This window comes from Streptomyces sp. NPDC001156, from assembly GCF_053598275.1.
The window spans coordinates 21,710-39,409 of the sequence record NZ_JBSFJX010000048.1 but is presented as its reverse complement, the minus strand read 5'-3'; the positions used below and the strand labels follow the sequence as shown (position 1 = coordinate 39,409).

Below are 17,700 nucleotides of genomic sequence, written 5' to 3'. Positions count from 1 at the left end.
ACCGGATCGTGGGATGCCCTCATCACGATCCCCGTTTCAAGCCAATGTCGGCCGCCGCCGAGTCACCACATGCGGTCCAGGAGCATCTTGATGGTGTCGGCTCCGCCGACCGGAATGTAACCGAAGACCGACAGTTCCAAGACCGCCTGATGCGCGACGTCGTCGAATCCACTGCGATCAGGTACCACGTCGCGAAGCCGATCAGGCAGGCCGATCTGTCCGACCCACTCCCGTAGCCACTGCGCCGTCTCGCGAGCGACGTGTTCATCGTCCGAGGCGATCCCAGCATCGGGCTTGAGCGCACGGGCGACGCGGGCAACCTTCGCCGGGCTTTCTCCGGTCAGATATTCCATGACAGTGGGCAACGCGACGCACGAGGTGATGCCGTGACTGAGGTGCCAGTAGGTACCCATGCAGTGTTCGAGGATATGGCTCAGATGCAGCGACGTGTTCTTCATGGTCGCGACGGACATCCAGGCCGCCAGCTGTGACTGAAGGCGAGCATCCAAGTCCTCTGGATTCCTTGCCGTTATCGTGAGGGACTCGATAAGCAAAGGCAGCGCGGCGCTGGATATCGCGTCTCCCATGGGATGCGACTTGGCACCCCATATCGTCTCGGCGGCGTGGTCGACAGCCTTGACGCCAGTGGACAGCCACAGCTCCGAAGGCGTGGCCAGGGTCACTTCCGGATCGAGGACGACCGCCCACGGCGGCATCCGGTCGTCCATCGTCACGATCTTCCCGCCGTGTCCGTCCCCGATCATGCCAGCGCCGTGCGTGTACTCTCCCGCCGAGAGCGTCGTGGGAACCACGATGAGCGGTACTGGCCGCTCGGTGAACCCTGAGGCGGCTGATTCGACGACGCCGTTGGTGATGACGGTCTGCAAGGTGGCGCCGCCGAGCCGCAGTGCAGCGATCTTCGCCCCGTCCGCGACGCTCGATCCCCCGAACGCCAATATCGCGTCAGCTCCGACTTCCGAGCTGGTCTTCTCTACGCCCGCGACATCGGCCACCGGGGTATGCGGACCGATCGGAGAGGCGACGGCCGCAAGGCGGTCACCGACCAGCTTGCCCAGCCGGTCCAGCCAGTCGGTGCGCTCGATGATCGACTTACTGGTCACGACCACCAGCCGCTTGCTCCCGATTTCCCGCAGAAGTGCGGGTACCTCGCCGAGTGCACCGACACCGTGCACGACCCGGCCGACTGTCGATGGGTCATACGTGCGAATTGCGGTTTCCATCGTGACCGGCCTCCGGTTCTATAGAGTTGGCTGCTCCCCTGCCTTGAAGGGAAGGGGATTCTCTCCTTCGGGCTGAGCGGGGATTTCTAGCTCACGCTGCCAGAGGGGGCGGCGCCCCGGCCGGTCTTCCGCGATCAGCACTAGCCGGGGTCAGACCAGCCCGGACCAGCATCACGCGCGCGGAGTTCTTGTCTCTGGGCGAGACCGTTCCGCACCCGCTGCAGGTATAGGTTCGTTCGGACAGCGGCAGTGCGTGCTTGGTTCTCGCTCCGCACCGTGCGCAGTCTGTGGTGGTGTGCGCGGGGTGGATGAGGTGCACGGTCCGGCCGTGCTTGCGGCCCATCTCGATCAGCGCCGCCTTCGCGGCGCCGATCGCGGCGTCGGCGGCTTTGCGGGCCATGGACGTCTTGGCCAGGAATTTCGGCTTGAAGTCCTCGACCGCGATCGCGTCGTGGTCACGGGCAACGGACTTGGCCCACGTGCGGGCGGTGTCCTGGCGCTGCCGGGCGACCTTCTGGTGCAGCTTGGCGGCCTGCTTCTTCGCCGCCTGGTAGCCTTTGGAGGCCGCCCGCCCCTTCGGGGTTTTCCTGCGGGCCATCATCCGCTGGTAGCGGGCCAACTTCACCGCGCTCTTGTGGCCGTGCCCGGGGTGGGGCAGGTCGTGGCCGTCGCTGGTGGTGGTCGCGATCTCCTTGACGCCCCAGTCCACCCCGATCACCCGGCCCGTGGCGGCCAGCGGCTCGACGTGGGCCGGAACGACGAACGAGCAGTACCAGTGCCCGATGTTGTCCTGATAGACCCGCACGCTGGACGGCTCGGCCGGAAGATCCCGCGACCACACCACCCTCAGCACGATCCCGCCCGCCAGGTGCAGACGCCCGTCCCTGAGGCGGAAGCCACGCCGGGTGTAGTTCAGACTCGGCAGCGCCTCACGCTTCTTCTTCCACCGGGGCATTCCGGCCCAGCGGTGCATCGGCAGCCGGTCCTGGATGTCCTTGAGCGCCTTGGCGCGGGCCTTGCCGAAATCGCGGGTGACCTGCTGCTGCGGAACGCTGCTGCCCTCTCCAAGCCACGGGATGGCCCGCCGGCCCTGGGTGAGCATCTTGTCCAAGGCTGCCGGGCCGCAGTTTTCCCCGTCGGTGTAGGCCTTCTTCGACCGGGCGACACACTCGTTCCAGATCCACCGGCACCGCGCCGACTCCCCGAGCAGGGCCGCACCGGCGGTGGACGACACGCGCAGACGGTAGGTGTACCGGGCGTGCCCGGTATCCTCGCTCGTTTGCGGCCCTGTCGTCATGTTCCTCAACCTACCTGGGGGGTGTGACAGTTGAGCGTCGATGGCCGTGGTGGCCTACCTCGCCACCGCACGGGGTGGACGTCGCATCGCCCTGGCGGCGATGCGGCTGTCCCAGCCCTGCTGCGCAGGAGTCCGATTCCTCCCCAGCCTGAAGGCCGGGGCGTCCTCGGAGGAATCCGGTAAGGCTGTGAGGCGTACCGATTTTGAGAATCAGTGATTGGTTTCGGAATACTCCGCGCTCGTGTCCTGCCGACCAGGGAATGCTGCTGGTACCCGGTCACGGGGCAAACGGCGTTCCGCGCGGCGGCCTGGTGATCGGTCATGGCAGGTCGGTTTGGGCCTACTGCTTGAGGATGCTCGCCGGGATTGCGACGAAGTTTCCGGTCGGCACGATCTTCCCGGACTCCACCTGGGCCGGCAGGAAGGAAGCGTGGAACAGGCGCGGGTACTGGGGAAATGACGGGGTTCCGCTGCCCACGAAAGGACCGAAGACGCCGCCCTGGATGGGTGTTTTCACCGCGTTGAGGGCGTTGATCACGTCTTGACCGGTGAAGGAGGTCGCCTTCGCCATGACATGCGCGAACAGGTACACCCCGGACCAGCCAACTGCACCTCTCTCGTCGAGTTTGGTTCCCGGCGCGTACTTGTTCACGCTGTTCACCATCTCGGCGACGATCGGGTTGCTGGTATTGCTCGAGGGCTGACCGACGAAAGGTACGCGGACGCCCTCGCCCAGCGAACCGAGCGACTCGGCCTCGTCAGGCAGGATGCCCGAGGCCTGCGAGTAGATGTGGCCCTGGTACCCGGCCTGGCGCAGCGCCTTGATCATGGGAACGTTGTAGACGTCATTGCCGCAGAGCAGGATGCCGCCAGGATTTCCCTTCATCAGCGCGACGGCGTCGGCGGTCCGGTCCGGCGAGGTCAGGTTACTGGTCACGGCCCCGAGCACCTTGATGCCCTGGTTGGTCAGGCCCACCTTCGTAATGTTGCAGGCCGCGGCGGACGAAGCCTGGTTCACCTCGGCGAGCGCGGCGGTCTTGATCCCGTCCTTGCCCGCCATCATGGCCTCACCCGCGAACCATGCCACGATCCCCGAGGTCGGGTAGGAGATCGGATCGGTGAACAGCTTCGGGGTTAGCCCGATGCTGTACAGCAGCGGAATGTGGGCGCTGCTCAGCGCGTCGAACTGGTCGAACAGCAGGTCCGATCCGACGACCGCCGACACCTTCGCCGAGACGGCCTTATCGACGCACGCCTTTTCCTGGTTCGGGTCGAAGTTCTCGTCGCACTGCAGCAGCACCAACTTGTGGCCGTTCACACCACCGCTGGCGTTGACCGCGTCAGTCTCGGCCTGCGCCGCCGCGAACAGATTAGCTTCCGAATCGCCGGGATTGCTCCTCGTCGCGATCACCATGACACTGACCGGCGAGCCCGTAGCCGATGCCCCGCCCGCGGAAGAGCTCGTCGCCGGCGACGAGGAGGAACCAGAATCAGCGAGCCCTGCCGGCGAACCGGAACTGCAAGAGGTCATGGCGACCACGCACGCGGCTACTCCCGCCGCAAACACCAGGTGCCGCCTGTGCCGTGCTAGCTGGAACATCGATGTCTCCCTCGCCTACATGGCTGCCTGTTCCTCCGGAGGGCCTCGGGCACCGGAGTTGGACGAAAATCTAACAGCGTTTTATTTCTGGGTCAACGGCTGGTACCGGACGGGACGGAGTGGACGGTCTAGGACGCGAGCGAAGGGCGTGCCCAGGCCACGCGGCGTGTCATGAGCGTCATCGACCAGTAGACCGTCGCCTCGGCGCTGCTGGTGCGGCGTTCGAAGTCGCGCACCAGAGGGCGGGTGCGCATCGGATGGGCGAAGAACCGATCGACGAGGGGGCACCGTCGGCCGCATCTGCGCCAGCGTGGTCACCGACGGCCTGGACACCGACCGGCTCGACGGCCTGGTCGCCATCGCCGTGGACGAGGTCTCCTGAAAGAAGCGCCACAACTACCTCACCCTGGTCGCCGGCCACACGGGGAAGAAGATCGTCTGGGGTGCCGAGGGAAAGGACAGCGAGACCCTGGACCAGTTCTTCACCGAGCTCGGCCCCGAGCGCGCCGCACAACTGGCCGCGGTGGGCATGGACATGGGCCCGGCCTTCGCAAAGAGCGTCCGCGACCCCGTCCACGCCCCGCAGGCAGTGATCTGCATCGACCCCTTCCACACAGTCAAACTCGTCGGCGACGCCCTAAACACCGTGCGCCGGGAAGCCTGGAACGAGATGCGCGAACTCGGCCACCAGGAAGGGGCGAAGAAGTTCAAAAGCGCCCGCTGGTTCCTGCTCAAGAACCCGGAGAGCCTCACCGACGAGCAGGCCTCCACCCTGCGCAAGCTCAAACGCAAGGGCGGCGGCATCTGGCGCACCTACCGCCTCAAGGAGTCCTTCCGGGCCATCTTCGCCGGCGACCTGGAGGCTGAGGAGGCCGGTGAGCTGATCAATCGCTGGACCTCTCAGGCGCAACGATCTAGCCCCCCGTTCGTCAAGGTCGCCAGGACCATCCGCAAGTTCCGCGACGGGATCCTGGCCTCGATCCGCATGAAGATCAACAATGGGCGGGCGGAAAGCCTGAACAACCACGTCCGCCTACTGATCCGACGCGCCTACGCTTCCACACCGCCACAGCCGCACTCGCTCTGGTCATGCTCACCTGCGGACCCATCACCCTCGTCCCGCCCTGGGACAAACCCTCAACTCGCACCGGCTGACCCACGCCGATGCCGGGAGAGCCGGAATTGGCGGACGGCCTTGCTGGCGGCCGCCGACGTCCGGAGTGGATGTGGGTCGCCTTGCGCGGTGACCGCCTGCTGGCCGGTGAGCCAGGCAGTCACACGCGAGGGTGGGCGAGGTGGACTCCGCCTCGGCGGTGGCGTACGACTGCGACAACAGGCCTCCCGGAGCGATCATTGGCGTAGACACCCTCTGAGCTGCCAAGAGGCCCTGTTCCCATGCTCAGCGCCGACCGCTATCACCCGATCGAGACTCCCGTTCGACGGACACCACTCGACATCGGAAAGACAACGGCTTCTTACCCGGTGGCCTGAGCTGTGACCAACTTCAGCTGTGCGGTAGCCTGCTGCCAGGCCGCGAGGATCTGGTCCTCTGCACGGTAGTCAAACCAGGGCTGGTAGGCGGGGTACCCCGTGAGATCGATGGGGTTGGCCATCATCCAGTCCACCGTCGCGTTCAGCGCCTCGCGCGCCGAAATGACCTCGTGGTAGCCCAACTCTTCCCTGGCCGCGCTGATGTCGAGCAGCATGTGTGGTCGGCCGCCGGGCGGTACGTATTCCCGGAATCCGGAGGGGGCCAGCTCACTGGGTATCCCGACGAGTTCCATCTCGCCCCCGATCCGCGAGACGACGAGCTCCGCCAGCTGTCGGATGGTGAACTGCTCTTCGTCGGCGATGTTGTAGTACTTCCCGTCCGCGACATCGAGGTTGTCGACGATCTTGAGCACTGCCTCTGCTGCGTTGCGCGCTGCGCATCGGGTGACGATCCACAGGCCGTCGTCGGGGATGATCATCCGAGTGCGGCCGTCGAGCACGCGCTTCACGATCGGCCACTCCCACGGAATGACGTTCCGCGGTCCGTAAATCTGCGGGTAGCGAACACCTGCTGCCCGGTATGCGCCGGCGTCCCGCTGCGCGAGAACGTATTGCTCGGCCGACCTGATCGCCGCGGCGAACCGGGGCGGGCTTGGAAGTTGGTCCACAGTGGGACTGCCCTCTCGGGCAAGCAGCCGCATTCCGGACGGATGAGTCGAGTACGGGTCGATCAGGCCCTGGTAGACGGGTGTCCCGCTGATGCAGACCAGCTGCTCACAGCGGTGGGCCATCGCCTCGCCGATAGCTTTGACCCGCCCGTACATGCCGAGTACGACGTCAAAGTGGCGGTCGCCGATCGCGGCGGTGAGCGACTCGACGTCGTACGGATCGGCGTGGATGTGCTCGAGATCGGGCAGGCTGGCATCCTCGTGCAGCCCGCGGTGCAGCAGGCAGACGGTGTACCCCCGCTCCAGCATGCCGCCGATCACGTGCGGCCCAGTCGGCCCGGTTCCGCCGATGACGAGAGCCCTCACTGGCGATCCTCCGTTTGTTCCGGTTGTCTGGCCTTTAGGCCTCTTGCCCCGCCGTTGCCGATGGGTACCAAACACACCTTGCCGACGGCTTGGCGGTCGCGGACCAGACTCACGGCCACGCTGGCGTCAGCCAGGGGGAACGTCGTCGCTTCGGCGAGCGGCAACGCTCCGCGGTCGATCAGCGCGGTGATCGCTGCCCAGGTGCGGCTCATCTCGCCCGGGTCGTACTGCATGTAGGCACCAGCAGCCACACCGACGAGCGAGATGTTGCGCAGCAAGAGCTTGTTCACCTTCACCTCGGGGATTGGCCCCCCGAGGAATCCGATGATCAGGAACCGGCCGCCAGGCTTGAGTACCCGAAGCCCGTCCTCGAAACGATCGCCGGCTACCGGATCGAACACGAGGTCTACCCCGGCAGGTCCGGCAAGCGCTTCGACGCTCTCCTTCCAGCCGTCGCTGGCGACGACGTCCGTCGCGCCGAGAGAGCGGGCGTAGGCGGCCTTCTCCGGCGTGCTCGCGACAGCGATCGTGCGCAGTCCGAGGGCGTTTCCTATCTGGACAGCGGCGCCGCCGATCCCGCCGGCCGCGCCGTGCACGAGCAAGGTCTCGCCGCGGCGCGCACGACCGCGGGTCGCCAGGGCGAAGTACGCGGCCACATGATTGACCAGCAGGAGCGTGGCCTGCGTGGGTGATAGGCCGTCGGGCACGACGAAGGTCGCCTGCGGCGGGACGCTCACCTGCTCTTGCCATGATCCCTGAGGAGTGATCGCGATGACCCGGCGGCCGACCAGGTGCTCGGCGCCCGGCGGCGCGGAGACGACGACGCCGACCGCTTCGGTTCCCGGCACGAACGGTATTTCCCGTTTGACCTGGTAGGCGCCCGAGATCTGCAGCACGTCCGGCTGAGCGACACCCGCGGCCTCGACCGCGATCACCACCCCCGGAACCGTCGGCTGCGCAAGCGACACCTGCTCCAACCGCAATCCGTCGTCGGCTTTGACGACCTGGACCGCCTTCACGGCAGGAGCCCCGCGTAACGGTCACGGGCTGTCGCCAGCCGGTCATCGATGAGTTCGCTTGGCCAGTCACTGTCTGTGCCCCGGTGGGCCCGCAGCACGCTCTTGGCGAGGTTGAGCTGATGCACCTCAACGGGCCCGTCAGCGAGCGAGATGTTGTACGCCTGGTGTAGCCACTCCCATAGCGGGAGTTGGTTGCTGACGCCGAGGGCGCCGTGCACTTGGATCGCGCTCGTCACTACCTCGCGCAGCGTGCGGGGAGCGGCGACCTTGACCGCTGCGATCGCTTCGCGCGCTTCCCGCTCCGTGCCGTTATCCACCGTCCAGGCAGCGTGCAGCACCTGGAGCCGGAGCTGGTGGACCAGCTGCCACGACTCCGCCACGTACATCTGGACGATCTGCTTCTCCGACAGCGGCGACCCCTTCGTTACCCTGCTGAGCGCCCTCTCGCAGGTCATCTCGAATGCGCGCTGCGCCAGCCCGACGGCGCGCATCGCGTGGTGCAACCGTCCGCCGCCTAGCCTCACCTGAGCGACCGCGAAGGCGTTCCCTTCCTCTCCGAGGAGGGCGTCTGCGGGTACGCGCACGTTCTCGTAGCGGATCAGCGCATGCGAACCCTCGCCTACCGGATCGCCGGCGAGGCCGAAGTTCTTAATGATCTCGACACCGGGAGTGCCCTTGTCGACGAGGAACATCGACATGCCCTCGTAGATCGGCTTGTCGGGGTCCGTCACGGCCATGACGATGTAGAACGAGGCCCACCTGGCGTTCGAGGAGAAGAACTTCGTCCCGTTGATGATCCAGTCCGCGCCGTCACGCACCGCTCGTGTGGTGAAGACGCCGGGATCCGCGCCGCCCTGCGGCTCAGTCATCGAGAAGCAGGAGAAGAGTTCGCCATTGAGCAGCGGCTGGAGGTACTTCCCCTTTTGCTCCTCGGTCCCGAACTTGGCGAGGATCTCGGCGTTCCCGGTGTCGGGGGCCTGGGAACCGAAGATGACAGGTCCCCACCAGGCGCGCCCGACGTGCTCGTTCAGCTGGGCGAGCCGGACAGCGCTGCCACCGCAGCCCCCGAGCTCAGGGGGCAGCGCGTAAGCCCACAGGCCTTGGGCGCGCACCTGCTCCTTGAGCGGATTGACGATCTTTGCGATCTCCGGAGTCGGCGGCGCGTAGTGCAGGCCAGGAAACAGTAGGTCGAGCGGCTCGACCTCGTTGACTACGAATTCCCGGGCCCAGGCGAGCTTCTCCTCGAACGCGGCATCGGGGGAGAAATCGACTGTCACGCTTGCCTCATTCCGTCTGGCTCATGGCCGCCTCGGCGGCAGTCAACAGGGGCTCGATGATTTCGAGCGCCTTCTCTTTCGCAGGATCGGGGTTGTCGGAACGGCGGTTGTACTTCACGATCAGCGCGGTCGCGGCCGCGCGCTTGAAAAGGGCAAGCGCCATGAACCAGGAAAGGTGGGGCATCTCGGTGCCGGATTCGCCGCAGTAGGCCCGGACGATCTCGTCTTGAGTCGGCACGCCCGGTAGCTGCCGCCGGGCGGTCTTGACGTGGGGGTCGGACATGTGCAGGAACCAGGCCAGATCGGTGCGGGCGTCGCCCAGTCCCCACAGTTCCCAGTCGATGACGGCTCGTACGTCGCTACCGACGCAGATCGTGTTGCCCAGGCGGTAGTCCCCGTGGAGGAGTACCGAGCCCAGCGGTTCTGGCGTGGACAGCGCCAGGCGACGACCCACGCGGGCGCTGCTGAACTGGAGTTCTTCGGGGACCGCTTCGAAAGCCCGGATCCACCGGTCCAGTTCTGTACCCGGAGTGATCACTGGCACCCTCGCGAAGAGCGTCGCTGTTGTCGCCGTGGCATGTAGCCGGGACAGGGTCCGGGCTGCGGTGAGGTAACGGCGTCGCAGTACGTCGGGGGCGGGTACCGAAGAGGTCTCCTCGTCGAGTGGTTCGCAGCTGTCGCCATCGAGGAAGCTGGTTGCGTAGAAGGGAGGGATGTCAGGGGGATCCCCGCCATCGGAGAACAGGACTGCTGGGATGGGAACGGCCCCGGCCGAGCGGAGGAATTGCTGTATCGCCGCCTGCCGGAGAACGTCGCGGTTGCCGGTCGGGAGCACGCCGCGGGGAGCGACTTTGACGACGATCCGCCGTGTGCCCGCTGCCCCCTCGCACAACGCCAAGTAGGTGATCCCCGACAGGCCCCCAGGAAGGCGATCCAGCGAGACGACGGCCTCATCCGTCCCCAGATGGCGCGCCAGCCGCTCCTTGAGCTCATGCGTGTCCGGAGGGTGTACTGTCACGCGACTTCGCCGCCGTTGAGCGGGATCACGACGCCCGTCGTGAAGCTGGAAGCATCGCTGGCTAGATAAAGCGCCGTACCCACGATCTCGTGCGGCTGCCCTCCGCGACGCAGCGAGTGGCGCGCCGCCCGGGCCTTGAACTCGTCCATGTCCCAGTGCCCGGAGACCTCGGTGAAGAACGCACCGCACATGATCGCGTTCACCCTCACCGTCGGCCCCAGCCGGCGCGAGAACGCCACCGTGAGCGTGTTGAGCCCGGCCTTGGCCGCGGCGTAGGGCAGCGACGGGCCTTGGGGATTGACCGCCGCCATGCTCGTGATGTTGATGATCGATCCCCCGCGACCCTCGGCCGCCATGCGCTCGCCGACCAGCGCGCTAAGCCGGAACGGGCCCTTCAGGTTGACCCCGATGACCTTGTCGAACAGCTCCTCAGATACCGCACTCTCGGTGTCGTACACCGGCGACATGCCCGCGTTGTTCACCAGGATGTCCACACCGGGGTAATCGGCGTAGACACGCTGGACGAGCGCGTCGATGTCATTCCAGCGCCCGACATGGCACCCGATGCCAGATGCCTTGACCCCGAACTCGTCCTGAATCTCCCCGGCCAGCCGCGTGCAGTTCTCCGCCTTGCGGCTCACGGCAATCACGTCCGCGCCAGCGGCCGCGAAGCCCCGGCAGATCTCCTTGCCCAGTCCGCGCGATCCCCCGGTCACCAACGCGACCTTGCCGGACAGGTCGGCAAAACTCATGACTCTCCACTCCTTCGAGTGACTCCTTGAGCACACGCCTAGCCGATCACCACCGCGCGGCCCGGAGATGGCCCTCCTAAGCCTGGCGATACTGGGGTGACCTCGGTATGAGCCGGCAGCGGGGCCGTGCCGTGACTTAATCTAACATCGTTTGATAGTTTCCGGCAACGCCACGGCTGCAGTCCTCCAGACGCTGCGGCTGTGGGCAAACAGAATTTGGTTATGGTCACGCGGTCGCGCGTCGCCCCTGGTGGTCGCGGAGCACGATCGATCCACCACATCGACTTGGGACAGGTTGCCATGATTGATGAACCTCGCTCGAGGGGCCCGCTGCACGGTGTCAAGGTCCTCGACATCAGCGGCCTCGGCCCCGGACCGTTCTGTTCGATGCTCCTCTCGGACTACGGGGCCGATGTCATTGCAGTCGAGCGACCCGACCCGGTGCCGTTCGATCCCTCCCCGTTCTTTTCGCGCGGGAAGCGGTCGGTAGTAGTCGACATCCGCGCCCCGGGAGGCGCGCAGGTCGTGCGTCGCCTGGCGCAGACGGCTGATGTCTTCATCGAGAGCTACCGCCCGGGAGCGATGGAGCGCCGCGGCCTCGGTCCGAGCGTGCTGACGGAGGAGAACCCGCGCCTGGTGTACGCCCGGATCACCGGCTTCGGCCAGAGCGGGCCCTACGCACAGCGCGCTGGACACGACGTCAACTTCATCGCCGCCGCAGGCGCCCTGGGCGCGATCGGCACCGACCGCCCCACGCCGCCACTGAACATCCTGGGCGACTTCGCATCCGGGTCCCTCACCGCGGCGCTGGGCATCTTGCTGGCCCTGCTGGAGCGAGACCGGTCCGGCCGGGGACAGGTCGTCGACGCGGCAATGGTCGACGGCGCAGCGATGCTCCTCGCGGGGCAGTTCGCCGATTACGCCGCCGGGACCTGGCGCGGTCTCGGTCACAGCATGCTGAGCGGCAACGCGCCGTTCTACAGCGTGTATGAGTGCAGCGACGGGCAATGGTTCGCCGTAGGAGCGATCGAAGAGCGGTTCTACCAGAATCTCATCGAGGTGCTCGGCCTCGACGGCGAGGAGCTCAGGCGCCTTGGCGACCGGCACGACCAGGCATGCTGGCCCTCCCTGCGGCAGCGGATCGCAGCGGCGTTCGCCGGGAAGCCAAGGGAATACTGGGCGGCAGAGTTTTCACGGGTGGACGCTTGCGGTACCCCCGTGCTCGGCCTGGAGGAGCTAGCCGGCGACCCGCACTTGCGTGAACGCGGCACCGTTACTACTTCTGACGGGGTGCTTCAGGCGCTTCCGGCCCCACGGCTGTCGCGCAGTCCCTGGCGCCTCGCCCCGCGGGTGCGCGAGCGGGGCGAGGATACCAGCGCCGTGCTGGCCGAGGCGGGTTTCACCGAGGACGAGGTGATAGCGCTCGTGGCTGCTGGCGCGCTGACGCCGGGTGCTGCTCCGGGGGGCACCTCATGACGTACCCGACTGTTCATCGGCAGGCACAGACCCGGTCCCGCAGATTAAATCAAACGACGATTGATAATCGTCGACCAATCTTGGAGAATGTGACACACACCGGTCCGAGGAACGAGCCGCCGAGGAGATCAGCATGTCGAGCGACCTGGGCTGTGACTGGGTCAGTTACCACGCACAGCGGACACCGGACGAGGAGGCGTTGCTCAGCGTCGACGACGGCTGGGCGATAACGTGGCGCGAGCTGGATGTCCGCGTGGCACGGCTGTCCAGTGTTCTCGCCGGGCAGTGCGGCGTGGGGCGCGGCGACCGGGTGGTGGTCCTGTCCGAGAGTGACCCTCGCGTGTTCGAGCTGCAGTTCGCCTGCATGCGCATCGGCGCAATCATCGCGCCGCTGAACTGGCGGCTGGTGCGCGCTGACCTCGGTGCACTCGTCGACCATGCCAAGCCCGCTGTGATCGTCTACGATCACGCGGTCGCCGACACCGCGGCAGCGCTGGCGGCAGCGCGGAACATCCCGACGATGGCATGGAACACCGCAGGCGCGTGGCTGGACTACGAGCGTGCGATCGCCGACGCTCCGGCCTACGCCGAGATCGCCGACCACGACCTGGACGAGCCGACCCATATCTTGTACACGTCTGGCAGCACCGGCCAGCCGAAGGGGGTGAGCCTATGCCGCCGGACGATGATCTGGAATCTGCTCAACATCCAGTCAGACAAGCGCGTCAACCATACGAGCCGGATGTACAACCCTCTCCCGCTCTTCCACGGCGGCGGCCTGACCGCACTGGCCAACCCGATCCTGCTCGCCGGCGGGTCACTTGCCATCGCCCGACGGTTCGACCCGGAACAGACGGTGCGCTTGCTCGGCGATCCCGCCCAGCGGATGACGCACTTCACGGGCGTTCTGACGATTTACCAGATGCTCATGGACTCGTCGGGGTGGAAGACGGCGGACTTCTCCGGGGTCCGGTTCATGGAGTTCGCCGGGGGGCGGCTTCCCCGGCACGTGTTCGACGCCTTCGCCGCGAAGGGGGTGACCCTCCAGGCGGTCTATGGCGCGACCGAGACCGGGCCTGCGGTCATGCAGATGCCGGTGGCCGACGCTGCCCGGAAACTCGGCTCGATCGGCCGGGCGGTCCAGCACACCCGGGTGCGTCTGGTCGGTGACGAGGGGAAGGAGGTCACCCCTGGGGAGATCGGCGAAATCTGGGTTTCAGGACCAAGCGTGACCGACGGCTACTGGGCTTCGCCCGAGGCCAATGCCGAGTCCTTCGAGGGCCGCTGGTTCAGGACCGGAGACGCGGCCTATCGAGACGACGAGGGGTTCTACTTCGTCGTGGACCGGTTCAAGAACATGTACAAGTCTGGAGGCGAGAACGTTTATCCGGCGGAAGTCGAGGCGGTGCTCATCGAGCATCCGAACATCACCGAGGTCGCCATCATCGGGGTGGCTGACCAGAAGTGGGGCGAGACCGGCCTGGCCGTGGTGGTCACGCGTGACGGCGCTGACATGACGATCGAGAGCATCCTCCAGTTCTGCCGCGACCGCGTGGCGAAGTTCAAGCTGCCCACTCGGGTGGTGACCGTGCCGAGCATTCCGCACCACGACTCCGGCAAGCGCGACTTGCGGTGGGTCGAACGGACTTTCGGAAATGTGGGCGCCTGACGCCTGGTGCCACCGGCTCCGGTACGCGCGCACCTACGACAGCGACCGCGGTGGCACCGTTGTTGACCCGGTTGCCAATCAGCGTTAGATTTCGGCTCCTTGGCGGGTATTCACACACCATGGACAGACAGGTCCCAGTGATATGAATGACGCAGGAACTCCGATCCTCGAAGCAGAGGGCCTATTCGCGGGCTACGGTGATCTCGCGGCCGTGCGGGACCTCGACCTCGTCGTAGGTCCTGGTGAGATCGTCGCGCTCCTCGGCCCGAACGGGGCCGGCAAGACGACGACCCTGAAGACACTTGGCGGTGCGCTGCCGGTGATCAAGGGAACCGTCCGGTGGAACGGCGAAGTGGTGACCTCACCGCTGCACCGACGGGTGCGGAAGGGCATGGGGTTCATTCCCGAAGAGCGTTCGGTCATCGGCAAGCTCAGCGTCCACGACAACCTCCGGCTCGGACGCGGCCCCGTTGACGCGGTGCTGAACATGTTTCCGCAACTCCAGCCACTGCTCGGGCGGGCCGGCGGCTTGCTTTCCGGTGGGGAACAGCAAATGTTGACGCTCGCGCGATGCCTGGCATCGAAGCCGTCGATCATGCTCGTGGACGAGCTGTCCCTGGGGCTCGCGCCGATCGTCGTCAAGTCCCTGTTCTCGATGCTGCGCAGTGCGGCGACCGAAAACGGAACAGCGGTCCTCATGGTCGAACAGCAGGTGCAGCGCGCTCTGTCTGTCGCCGATCGCTGGTACCTGCTGCGGCACGGTGCGCTCGCCGGATCTGGCATTACTGCCACGACCAGCGTCAGTGACCTCTCGGATGCCTATATGTGACGCAGGAAGGCCATCCGGATGAGCGTCGTCCGCCTATCCGCACCTGATTCTCCCGAGGTCGCGAGAGATTCCCGGTAGTAAAGGCAATAGGAGGGCTGTAGTTCGTGGAGCTATTCAGATTCGTGCTCTTGGGTTTGGCGATCGGATCGCTGTACGCGGTGGCCGCGCAGGGGATCGTGCTCGTGTATCGCGCGTCGGGCATTGTGAACCTGGCGCTGGGCGGCTTCGTCATGTTCGGAGGCTACGAGTACTACGAGCTAAATCAGCAAGATGGTCTGGACAAGATATCGTCTCTAGTCCTGGTCCTGGTAACCGGGGCGCTGCTGGGGTTGCTAGTGCACTTCGCCGTCATGCGCCCGCTCAAGAGCTCCTCGCCAATCGCGCGTGTTGTCGCCACGCTCGGCATCCTGCAGATCCTGCAGGCTGCGGCGATCTTGCGCTACGGCCACGACATCGTGAGCGTCAACGCGATCTTTCCCGCCGACCTAGTCCACATTGGCGGAATCCTCATCACCGAGGACTACATCGTCCTGTTCTTTCTCGGGGTCGTGGCGACGGCGCTCCTCTGGGCGATGTACCGTTTCACGCGGTTCGGGAAGGCGACAACCGCGGTTTCGGAGAACGAGCTTGCGGCCGCCTCAATGGGGCTGTCGCCAGATCTGATCGCAGGCGGGAACTGGGCTATCGGCACTGCACTTGCCGTTGCCACCGGAGCCCTGATCGCACCTGTCACATCGCTGCAGCCAGCGCAGACGCCGGCGATCGTCCTCCCGGCGCTGGCCGCCGCGCTGCTCGGCGGCTTTTCCTCCTACCCAGCGGCCTTCTGCGCGGCACTGGGTATCGGAGTAGGTGAGTCTGTCATCACCTACGAGGCATCCGCACGCAACTGGTGGGGCGGTTGGTCCAACAGCTTGCCCTTCCTGGTCGTCATCGGCTACCTCATTGTCCGGGGGCGCGGCATTCCCCTGCGCAGCTATCTTTCCGACCGGCTGCCGAAGGTCGGCACGGGCCGTATCCGGCCGATACCGGTCGTCGCTGCGGTCGCCGGCTGCGCGGCCGCGATCGTCTGGTTCCCTGCGAACTGGTCCATCGCCCTGACGGTCACGCTGTGCTACGCCATCGTCTGCATCTCGGTGGTCGTCGTAACCGGGTATGCGGGACAGTTGTCGCTGGCGCAATCCACCATCGGTGCCATCGGCGCATTCATCGGCGCCAAGCTGATGGCTGACGCGCATGTGCCATTCGTTCTCGCCTTCATGATCGGCGTCGGCGCCGCAGTGGCCGTCGGCGCCTTCGTAGGCGCGCCGGCGCTGCGCACCCGCGGACTCACGCTCGCCGTCGTGACGCTGGGCATCGGTGTTGCCATCTACTCGCTTTTCCTCACGAACATCAGCTTGGTAAGCGTGATCGGCGGCGTTCCGATCGCCACTCCGAGCATCTTCGGCTGGAGCATTGACCCGGCAACTCATCCGGAACGCTACGGGCTGATCACCTTGACGGTGCTTGTCCTCATAGCGATCGGAATAGCGAACCTCCGCCGCGGCGCCGCGGGGCGCCGCATGCTCGCGGTCAGGTCCAACGAACGTGCGGCACTGGCACTCGGAGTGAGCGTCTACACCAGCAAGCTCTACGCCTTCATGTTGTCAACTGGTATCGCTGCCGTCGGTGTCTGTGCAGTCGCCTACCTCAACACCAGCGTCCTGTTCGCACCCTTCGACGTCTTCAGCTCGATGGGGTTCGTGACGGCGACCGTGGTCGGCGGTCTGGGTATGGTGGGCGGCGGGATCCTGGGGTCGACGGTTGTCAGCGGCGGCATCACCTCCACGTTCCTGAGCAGTCTCAGTGTGACCCTGAACTTGTACTTGCCGTTGATCAGCGGTGTGCTCGTCCTGCTCGTCCTGCTCGCAGGAGCGGATGGCATGTTTGAGCAGAACCGCGTGCTGCTGAGCAAACTCGCAGGCATGCTACGTCGGCTTACCGGTATCGAGCCGGGAAAGGCCCGACAGGCCGGCAAACCTGAGCACGCGGCGTCGGCGACGGCGGTAGGGACCGCGAACAGGGCCATCCAGAAACCACAGCGGCAGCCCATACGGGTTGAGCCCAAGACGCTCATGGTCGAAGGGCTGTCCGTGCGATTCGGCGGCGTGACCGCAGTTCGCAACGTCTCACTGACTGTCCGGCCGGGAACAGTCCATGGCCTCATCGGACCGAACGGCGCGGGTAAGACGACGTTCATCGACGCAGTCACCGGATTCGTTCGTGCAAGCTCCGGCACCATCAAGTTGAACGAGACGAATATTGAGGGCTGGAGCGCTCGGCGCCGTAGTCGCTTCGGCTTGTCCCGCTCGTTTCAGAGCGGAGAACTCTTTGCCGACCTCAGCGTGCTGGAGAACCTGACCGTCGCCTGTGACGATCTGTCGCTAACCCGGTACGTAAGCGATCTCGTTCATCCAGGCCGGATCGAGTTGAGTGCTGCCGCCACAATGGCGGCACATACCTTCGGGCTCGAGGACGTATTCGCCGAACGGCCGGATAGCCTGCCCTTCGGGCAGCGCAGGATGGTTGCCATCGCGCGCGCCGTCGCGTCAGCGCCCTCGGTGCTTCTGCTCGACGAGCCCGCCTCGGGACTGGACTCGTCCGAAGCGGAAGAACTCGGCCACCTTATCCGTGCTCTTGCCGACCAGTGGGGCATCGGTGTCCTGCTTGTTGAGCACAACCTCGACGTTGTGCTGTCTGTCTGCGACGAGATCACCGTGATGAGCGCCGGCGCCGAACTGCTACCGGCCTCCCCGCCGGACATCGTGCGCACGCATCAGGCAGTGGTCGAGGCGTACGTGGGTATATCTGACGACGCCCAGGTCGTGCGTAACCAGCCAGCGCCGGCACTGACTCCGGAGGAATGATAAAGGTCTATCGCCTGTATGAGCCCAGCTTGAACGAGCTTCGTTTCGTCGCGGAACCTGTGCCCGAGCCAATCGCCAAGCAAACCGTTATACG

Annotated in this window: 13 protein-coding genes and 1 pseudogene; 5 read left to right on the top strand and 9 right to left on the bottom strand. The window is 65.8% G+C overall.

Annotated elements, in window-relative coordinates:
• Positions 1–62 precede the first annotated feature (62 nt).
• The 4 genes from ACWDA7_RS22875 to ACWDA7_RS22860 form a co-directional block, all read right to left on the bottom strand.
• A complete protein-coding gene (locus ACWDA7_RS22875; protein ID WP_450606082.1) occupies positions 63–1,241 on the bottom strand; it encodes an iron-containing alcohol dehydrogenase in 1,179 nt (392 codons plus the stop codon).
• Positions 1,242–1,332: 91 nt separating this feature from the next.
• Positions 1,333–2,538, bottom strand: coding sequence for an RNA-guided endonuclease InsQ/TnpB family protein (locus ACWDA7_RS22870; protein ID WP_450606081.1), 1,206 nt, complete (start codon positions 2,536–2,538; stop codon positions 1,333–1,335).
• Positions 2,539–2,878: 340 nt separating this feature from the next.
• On the bottom strand, positions 2,879–3,952 hold the full coding sequence (locus tag ACWDA7_RS22865; protein WP_450606080.1) for an ABC transporter substrate-binding protein: 1,074 nt from the start codon (positions 3,950–3,952) through the stop codon (positions 2,879–2,881).
• Between the two features lie 314 nt (positions 3,953–4,266).
• Positions 4,267–4,392 (bottom strand): hypothetical protein, encoded by a 126-nt coding sequence (locus ACWDA7_RS22860; RefSeq protein WP_450606079.1) that lies wholly within the window; start codon positions 4,390–4,392, stop codon positions 4,267–4,269.
• 140 nt (positions 4,393–4,532) lie between these two features.
• On the opposite strand from ACWDA7_RS22860, the pseudogene ACWDA7_RS22855 reads away from it, so the two are divergent.
• Positions 4,533–5,180 (top strand): annotated as a pseudogene (locus ACWDA7_RS22855) (ISL3 family transposase); the annotation flags it as partial.
• Between the two features lie 433 nt (positions 5,181–5,613).
• On the opposite strand, the gene ACWDA7_RS22850 reads toward ACWDA7_RS22855, so the two are convergent.
• Genes ACWDA7_RS22850 through ACWDA7_RS22830 form a run of 5 tightly spaced genes read right to left on the bottom strand, consistent with a single transcriptional unit; the run spans position 5,614 to position 10,729 of the window.
• Positions 5,614–6,663, bottom strand: a complete 1,050-nt coding sequence (locus ACWDA7_RS22850) for an NAD-dependent epimerase/dehydratase family protein (protein ID WP_450606078.1) — start codon at positions 6,661–6,663, stop codon at positions 5,614–5,616.
• Positions 6,660–7,682, bottom strand: coding sequence for an NADPH:quinone oxidoreductase family protein (locus tag ACWDA7_RS22845; protein WP_450606077.1), 1,023 nt, complete (start codon positions 7,680–7,682; stop codon positions 6,660–6,662). The genes ACWDA7_RS22850 and ACWDA7_RS22845 overlap by 4 nt, the downstream gene beginning before the upstream one ends.
• Entirely contained in the window at positions 7,679–8,959 is a 1,281-nt protein-coding gene (locus tag ACWDA7_RS22840; protein ID WP_450606076.1) for an acyl-CoA dehydrogenase family protein, read from the bottom strand. Before ACWDA7_RS22840 ends, ACWDA7_RS22845 begins: the two co-directional genes overlap by 4 nt.
• A 7-nt stretch (positions 8,960–8,966) precedes the next feature.
• A complete protein-coding gene (locus tag ACWDA7_RS22835; RefSeq protein ID WP_450606075.1) occupies positions 8,967–9,977 on the bottom strand; it encodes a phosphotransferase family protein in 1,011 nt (336 codons plus the stop codon).
• Positions 9,974–10,729 carry an SDR family NAD(P)-dependent oxidoreductase gene (locus tag ACWDA7_RS22830; RefSeq protein ID WP_450606074.1) on the bottom strand — a complete coding sequence of 252 codons (756 nt, stop codon included), beginning with the start codon at positions 10,727–10,729 and terminating at the stop codon, positions 9,974–9,976. The genes ACWDA7_RS22835 and ACWDA7_RS22830 overlap by 4 nt, the downstream gene beginning before the upstream one ends.
• Before the next feature lie 201 nt (positions 10,730–10,930).
• On the opposite strand from ACWDA7_RS22830, the gene ACWDA7_RS22825 reads away from it, so the two are divergent.
• The 4 genes from ACWDA7_RS22825 (at position 10,931) to ACWDA7_RS22810 (ending at position 17,606) form a co-directional block, all read left to right on the top strand.
• Positions 10,931–12,205, top strand: a complete 1,275-nt coding sequence (locus ACWDA7_RS22825) for a CaiB/BaiF CoA transferase family protein (protein WP_450606073.1) — start codon at positions 10,931–10,933, stop codon at positions 12,203–12,205.
• Positions 12,206–12,338: 133 nt separating this feature from the next.
• On the top strand, positions 12,339–13,874 hold the full coding sequence (locus ACWDA7_RS22820) for a class I adenylate-forming enzyme family protein (RefSeq protein WP_450606072.1): 1,536 nt from the start codon (positions 12,339–12,341) through the stop codon (positions 13,872–13,874).
• Between the two features lie 142 nt (positions 13,875–14,016).
• Positions 14,017–14,703 (top strand): ABC transporter ATP-binding protein, encoded by a 687-nt coding sequence (locus ACWDA7_RS22815; RefSeq protein ID WP_450606071.1) that lies wholly within the window; start codon positions 14,017–14,019, stop codon positions 14,701–14,703.
• A 104-nt stretch (positions 14,704–14,807) separates the two neighbouring features.
• Positions 14,808–17,606 (top strand): ABC transporter permease subunit, encoded by a 2,799-nt coding sequence (locus ACWDA7_RS22810; protein ID WP_450606070.1) that lies wholly within the window; start codon positions 14,808–14,810, stop codon positions 17,604–17,606.
• Positions 17,607–17,700 lie beyond the last annotated feature (94 nt).